The sequence below is a fragment of the Cellulomonas biazotea genome (genome assembly GCF_004306155.1).
In the GTDB taxonomy this organism is placed as follows: domain Bacteria; phylum Actinomycetota; class Actinomycetes; order Actinomycetales; family Cellulomonadaceae; genus Cellulomonas; species Cellulomonas biazotea.
In genome coordinates this window covers 1-7375 of record NZ_BIMR01000366.1, presented here as the reverse complement: position 1 = coordinate 7375, position 7375 = coordinate 1, and the positions used below count along the sequence as shown (strand labels likewise).

Genomic DNA, 7375 nt, shown 5'->3' with positions numbered 1-7375 from the left:
GGGGAGCCGAGCGTCGTGGGCGTGGACGAGGTCGTCGACCTCGGTGACGGTGTCACGTTCACCGTGGAGCGGGGGTCGTGACCGCACGCCGCGAAGCCTCCGCACCGCCGCGACTGCCCGGCTACGAGTACCAGAGGGTCCTCGGGCTGGGCGGTTTCGCGGACGTCTTCCTGTACCAGCAGGACCTGCCGCGGCGTGAGGTCGCCGTCAAGGTGCTGCTCGCGGGCAGCCTCGACGACGAGGTGCGCGCACGGTTCCAGTCCGAGGCCAACCTCATGGCCCAGCTGTCGCACCACCCCTCGATCGTCACGATCCACCACGCGGCGATCGCCGCGGACGGCCGCCCGTTCCTCGTCATGGAGTACTGCTCGCGCCCCGGGCTCGCCGAGCGGTACCGCCAGGAGCGGATCCCCGTCGCCGAGTCGCTGCGGATCGCGGTCCGGCTCGCGTCCGCGATCGAGACCGCGCACCGTGCGGGCATCCTGCACCGGGACATCAAGCCCGCGAACGTCCTGACGACCGACTTCGGCTGGCCCGCACTGACCGACTTCGGGATCGCGGCCACGACCGGACACGGCGGCGGTGCGACCGTCGGCATGTCGATCCCGTGGTCGCCGCCCGAGCTGCTCGGGGACCGGCCCACGGGCGACGAGCGGTCCGACGTCTACTCCCTCGGCGCGACGGTCTACTCGCTGCTGGCGGGGCGGACGCCGTTCGAGATCCCCGGTGCGCCCAACGGCGCGCAGCAGCTCGTGGCACGCATCGAGCGCTCGCCGCTGCCGCCCACCGGCCGCGACGACGTGCCGGTCAGCCTTCAGCACGTGCTGGAGCGGGCGATGGCGAAGGACCCGGTCCGGCGGTTCCCGTCGGCGGCCGCGATGGGCCGTGCGCTGCAGGCCGTCGAGGCCGAGCTGCGGCTGCCCGTGACCCCGCTCGACCTGCCCGACGCGGGCTTCGGCGTCGGCGCCGACTCCGGTCCGGCACCCGTGGGGCCCTCGGCCGCGGTCGAGGACGCGACGCGCGTGCGGTCCGTCGTCACGCTCGACCCCGACGCGGGCCGGGCCGCGGGTGCGGACGACGCGACGCGCCTGCGCGGCGTGCAGGTCATCCCGGTGCCGGGCGTGCCGGTCGCGACGACGGCCCCCGCAGCGCCCGCGACGCCGCCCGGGCAGCAGTCGTTCGTCGTCGTCCCCGCGCAGGGCGACGACGGCGCGGACCAGGACGAGGAGCGCCGCGGCTCACCGCGGCTGCGCGCGCTCGCCGGGATCGGCGCGGCCCTCGTGCTGCTCGTCACCGTCGGCGCCGTCGCGCTCGCGACGCTCGACGGCGACCCGGCGCCGCGTCCCGGACCCACGGACGACCTGGGCGGCGGGACCGTCGGTGCGCCCTCCGGGCAGGTCGTGCCCACGCCCCGTGCGCTCGAGGGCGTCGTGCAGGCCGACGGGTCGGTCGTCTTCACGTGGCAGAACCCCGCGCCGCTCGACGGCGACCGGTACCTGTGGGCGGTGCGGACCGCGACGGGGGAGTCGACGCCCGAGATCGTCGAGGCCGCGACGGTGACCGTGCCCGCCGACCAGGCGCCCGGCGGCGCCGTGTGCGTCGAGGTGTCGATCGTGCGTGCCGACCGCTCGTCGTCCGCCGCACCCGCGCAGGGGTGCGTGCCGTGAGCTGGCGGACCGTCCGGAGCCGCACCACCAGGACCGCCGCCGTCGTGACGCTGCCGGCGGTCGTCGCGGTGCTCGCCCTCGTCGACCGGGGCTTCCCGCTCGCGCGCGTCGACCTCAACGACGGCGGGGTGTGGCTGACCGCGACGAGCGAGCTCAAGCTCGGCCGGTTCAACGCCCAGGTCGAGGAGCTCGACGCCGGGCTGGTCACGGACGGCAGCACGTTCGACGTGCTCCAGGACGGCAGCGACGTCGTCCTGTGGGAGCCGACCGGCGTGTCCGTCGTGGACCCCGCGTCGGTCACGCTGACGACCCAGATCGCGGCGCCGGGCACGGAGGCGTCCATGGCGGCCGGCACGCTCGCGGTCGCGTCCGACGGGTCCGCCTGGGTCCGCGCCCTCGCCGGCCTCGACGGGCTGAACGTGTCGCAGGAGGCCCCGGACGTCGAGCTCGGCGACGGCGGCGCCGTCGTGGTCGCCCGCACGGGCGTCGCCCTCGCGGTCGACGAGACGGGGGGCGTCACGCGCGTGGACGTCGCCCAGGGCGCGCCCGTCCCCGAGGACGACGGCGACCTGGCCGGCGACGGCGACGTCGACCAGCTGACCGCCGTCGGCGAGGAGCCGGTCGTGCTGTCCGGCAGCACGCTGCGCACCCGGTCGGGGACCGTCGAGCTCGACGGCGACGGCCTCGTGCTGCAGCAGCCCGGCCCCGCGTCGGACCGCGTGCTCGTCGCGACCCGGGACGCGCTCCTCGAGGTCCCGCTGGGCGGCGGCGACGTCGTGGAGCACGCCACGCCGGGCGAGGGCCGCCCGGCCGCGCCCGTGCAGGTCGGCGAGTGCGCGCACGCCGCGTGGGCGTCGACGCTCGGGTCGTACCTGCGGCTGTGCGCCGGCGCCGACCCGCAGGTCCGGGACCTGGAGGGCATGTCCGCGCAGGACGAGCTCGTCTTCCGCGTCAACCGCGGCGTCGTCCTGCTGAACGACACGCTGCGCGGCCGCGTCTGGATGCCGACGCAGGACACCGACCTGCGGACGCCCGAGTGGCAGGACGTCGTCCCGGAGGAGGCGCCCGAGGAGGCCCAGGAGGAGTCCGAGACCCCGCAGACGACGCAGGAGCTCGTCACGGAGTGCTCGGAGACGGCCGCGCCCCCGCTCGCCGCGGACGACGCGTTCGGCGTCCGGCCGGGCCGCACCACGATCCTGCCCGTCATCGACAACGACTCGTCGGCCGACTGCGGCATCCTCGTCGTGACCAAGCTCGACGCGCTGCCGCCCGAGTTCGGCAGCGTGCAGACGATCCACGGCGGGCGTGCGCTGCAGGTCGCCGTCGCACCGGGTGCGACGGGGTCGGTCTCCTTCACGTACACGATCGACGACGGCCGCGGCATCAACGCGCCGTCGCAGGCGACCGTGACGCTCACCGCGCGCGACGGCGGCAACGAGGCGCCGCGGCAGGTGCGCACGGGCGAGCTGCAGGTCGAGCAGGGCGGCCGCGCCGAGCACCTCGTGCTGTCCGACTTCCAGGACCCCGACGGCGACGATCTCGTGCTGCTGTCCGCCGCGAGCGACCCCGCCGTGGGGACCGTGCGGTCGCGGCAGGACGGGACGCTGACGTTCCAGGCGGACGGCGGCCGGCTCGGGCGTACGCGCGTCGACGTCGTCGTGTCCGACGGCACCGAGACCGTGCAGGGCGTGCTCGACGTCGACGTCCGCCCCGCGGGCTCGCTCGCGCCCCAGATCGACCCCGTGCACGCCGTGACCTACGTCGGGCAGGCGACGACGCTGCGCCCGCTCGACGCCGTGCGCAGCTCGAGCGCCGAGCCGCCGCGCCTCGCCGGGGTGGACGACGTCCCCGGCGCGACCGTGTCGCGCGACCTGCAGGCCGGCACGTTCTCGTTCTCCGCGCCGCGCGCGGGCACCTACTACGTGCCGTTCCTCGTCACCGTCCCGCCGCAGGAGGCCACCGGCCTCGCGCGCATCGACGTCCTGGAGTGGCCCGACCAGACCCAGCCGCCGACGGCCGTCCGCGACCGCGCGTACCTGCCGCCCGGCGGCGAGGTGACGGTCGACCCGCTCGAGAACGACAGCGACCCCGCGGGCAGCGTCCTCGTGCTGCAGTCCGTCGAGGTGCCGGCCGGGTCCGGGCTGCGCGTCGCGGTCGTCGAGCACCGGTACGTGCAGGTGTGGTCCGAGCGCACCCTCGAGCAGCCCGTCGTGCTGCGGTACACGGTGTCGAACGGCCCGACGAGCGCCGTCGGCGAGATCACCGTCCAGCCGATCCCCGCCACCGGGTCGTCGCAGCCGCCCGTCGTGCAGAACGTCGAGGTGTCCGTCCGCACCGGCGGCGTCGTGACGATCCCCGTGCTGGAGTCCGCGTCCGACCCCGACGGCGACCGGCTGACCCTCGAGCGCGAGCTGCCCGAGCCGCTCGGCGACGGCGAGGGGCTGCTCTTCGTGTCGGGCGACGTGCTGCGGTACCAGGCGCCGACCTCGCCGATGACCGCCCGCGCGACGTTCGCCGTGAGCGACCCCGCCGGCAACGTGACCGCCGCGCAGGTCACCGTGCGCGTGCACGCCTCGGACTCCTCGACGAAGGCCCCGCCGCGCCCGCGGGACCTCGAGGCGCGCGCCTTCGAGGGCGACGTCGTGCGGATCCAGGTGCCGCTCGTCGGGATCGACCCCGACGGCGACGGCGTGACGCTCCTCGGCCAGGCGAGCGGCCCGACGAAGGGCCGCGTGACCGCCGTCGGTCCGGACTGGCTCGAGTACCAGGCGTACTCGCGCGAGTCCGGCACGGACACCTTCACCTACGCGGTCGAGGACTGGACCGGGCAGCGTGCCGTCGCGACCGTCCGCGTCGGCATCGCACCGCGTCCCACCGACGCGTCCACCGTCGTCGCGCGCGACGACGCCGTGACCGTCCGGCCCGGCGAGCGCGTCGAGGTCCGCGTCCTCGCGAACGACGTCGACTCCGGCGGCGGCGACCTGACGCTCGACGACGAGCTCGACGTCCCCGACGGCATCGAGGCGGGCGTCGAGGGGCGGCGCATCGTCGTCACCGCGCCCAGGGTCGCCGGCGTCTACCCGATCGTGTACGTCGCGTCGAACGCCCGCGGCGGTCGCGACGACGGGGTGCTCACCGTGACGGTGAGCGACGACGCACCCGTCGTGCCGCCCGTCGCGCGCGACGTCGTCGTGGCCGCGACCGAGACCATCGGGCGCACCGAGGTCGAGGTCGACGTGCTCGCGGTCGCGCAGAACCCCAGCGGGCCCCTGTCCGACCTCGAGGTGGCGGTCCCCGCGGGCGTCGCCGACGTCGCCCGCGTCACGACCGGTGCGTCGCCGAAGGTCGTCGTCACGCTCGTCGACCACGCGCAGACGGTGCCGTACATCCTGCGGAACCAGAAGGACCCCGACCGGCGCGCGTCGTACGCGTTCATCACCGTGCCCGCGCTGGGCTTCTTCCCGCCGACGCCTCGCCCCAAGGCTCCCGAGCTGCGCGTCGCGTCCGGGGCGGAGCTGACGATCGACCTCAACGCGCAGGTCCAGGTCGCGCCCGGCCGGTCGGCGTCGATCGCCGACCCGACGGCCGTGAGCGCCACCAAGAGCGACGGCTCGCAGCTCGTCGTCGACAAGGACCGCCTGCGGTTCGTGTCGGCGCCCGGCTACGCGGGACCGGCCTCGATCACCGTGCCCGTGACCGACGCGTCCGGGCCGGGCGACACGACCGCCCGCTCGGCCGTCATCTCCCTGCAGGTCACCGTGTTCGCCGTCGACGACCACCCGCCGACGTTCGCGCCGTCGACCATCGCCGTCGTCCCGGGGGAGCCGGCCACGAGCGTCGACCTCGCGGCGTTCACGCAAGGCCCCGACGGCAGCGCCGGCGGACCGCAGACCTACTCCTACACGCTGACCTCCGCGATCCCTGCCGGCTTCACCGCGTCGCTCGACGGCTCGGTCCTCACCGTGTCCGCACCGACCACCACGCCCAAGGGCACGACCGGGCGGCTCGAGGGCCGGCTCGGGTTCGGCCGCACGGGCTCCATGGACATCGCGATCGACCTCAAGGTCGCGGCGTCCACCCGCAACAAGGCGAAGGTCCAGAACTTCGAGGTCGCGGACGGGGCCCAGGGCCGCGAGCGGACCGTCTCCGTCCTCGACGGCTCGTGGAACCCGTTCCCGGAGCCGCTGCAGGTCGTCGGCGCGGTCGTCGAGACGCCCGGTGCGGGAACGGCCTCGGCGACGGCGAGCACCGTCACCGTCCGTCCGGCCGCCGACTACGTCGGCCCGATGGTCGTGCGCTACGTCGTCCGCGACGCCACGGGCGATCCCGACCGCGAGGTCGAGGGACGCATCTCCCTGATCGTGCGCGGACGCCCCGCGACACCCGTGCCGCCCCGCGTGGTCGAGGTCCGCGACAAGACCGTCGTGCTGTCGTGGGACGCGCCCGACAACCGCGGTGCCCCCATCACGGGCTACCGGGTCGTCGCGAGCCCGGGCGCGATCAGCCGGGCGTGCGCGAGCACGACCTGCACGATCGACGGCCTGACGAACGACGTCGAGTACACGTTCACCGTCGCCGCCCAGAACGCCGTCGACTGGTCCGACCCGAGCGTGCCGTCCGCGCCCGCGCGCCCCGACGCCGTTCCGGACGCGCCCGGGACGCCGACGCTCGCGTTCGGCGACGGCCAGCTCACCGCGTCGTGGACGGCGCCCCCGCAGACCGGCTCGCCGGTCACCGGCTACACCGTCGAGATCTCGCCCGCCCCGCCGAGCGGGCCGTCGGCCGTGCCGTCGCCCACCACGAGCGTGACGTTCCGCGGACTGAAGAACGGCACCGCGTACACCGTCCGCGTCCGGGCCCACAACAAGGCGCCCGACCCGAGCCCGTGGTCGCTGTCGTCCGCGCCCGAGGTGCCGGCCGGCGTGCCCGCCGCGCCCGGCGGGGTCGTCGCGTCCCGCGTCGACACGCCGCTCGGTGGGCAGATCAACGTCGGCTGGCAGGCGCCCGGCGACAACGGCGACGCCGTCAAGGCGTACGAGCTGACGATCAGCGGCGGGCCTGGCTCCGGCACGTTCGAGGTCTCGGCGTCCACGCAGTCGTACGCGATGACCGGCGCGCAGAACGGCGTCGAGTACCAGTTCGCGGTCCGCGCACGGAACAAGGCCGGCTGGGGCACGTCCGGGACGGCGACCGCGGTCGCCTTCGGGACGCCCGGCACCTCGCGGATCACGTCCGCGACGCCGTCCGACACCGCGGACCCGGGCAACGGGTCCGTCGCGCTGCGCTGGACCGCGGCCGACCCCAACGGGTCGCCCGTCACCGGGTACCACCTGTGGGTCGACGGCGTCGACCAGGGCATCGTCACGACCGGCACCGGCTACGACGTCACGGGCCGCGAGGGCGGGCGCCCTGTGTCGTTCGCCGTGCAGGCGTGCAACGTCGCCGGGTGCGGCGACGTGTCGGCGGCGACGACCGCGGTACCCGTGACCCGTCCCGTGGCCGTCGGCGGCGTGACGCTCGGCGACCCGACGTGGTCGGGCGACCGGCAGCCGACGTCGATCACCGCCTCGTGGGGCGCCATCTCCGCGTGGGGTGGCGGCAGCGGGCAGCGCTACCGCGCGACGTTCTTCGTCGACGGCCGCAACGTCGGTGCGCAGGAGGTCGCGGGCACGTCCGCGACCCTGTCGTCCGGCCTGCCCACGCTCGGC

Annotated in this window: 2 protein-coding genes; both read left to right on the top strand. The window is 75.6% G+C overall.

What is annotated here, in order from left to right; translation table 11 throughout:
* Positions 1-77: 77 nt before the first annotated feature.
* Positions 78-1667, top strand: a complete 1590-nt coding sequence (locus CBZ_RS18705; RefSeq protein WP_130782971.1) for a serine/threonine-protein kinase — start codon at positions 78-80, stop codon at positions 1665-1667.
* A partial coding sequence (locus CBZ_RS18700; protein WP_246013542.1) for an Ig-like domain-containing protein occupies positions 1664-7375 on the top strand: 5712 nt, incomplete at its 3' end. The genes CBZ_RS18705 and CBZ_RS18700, both read left to right, overlap by 4 nt.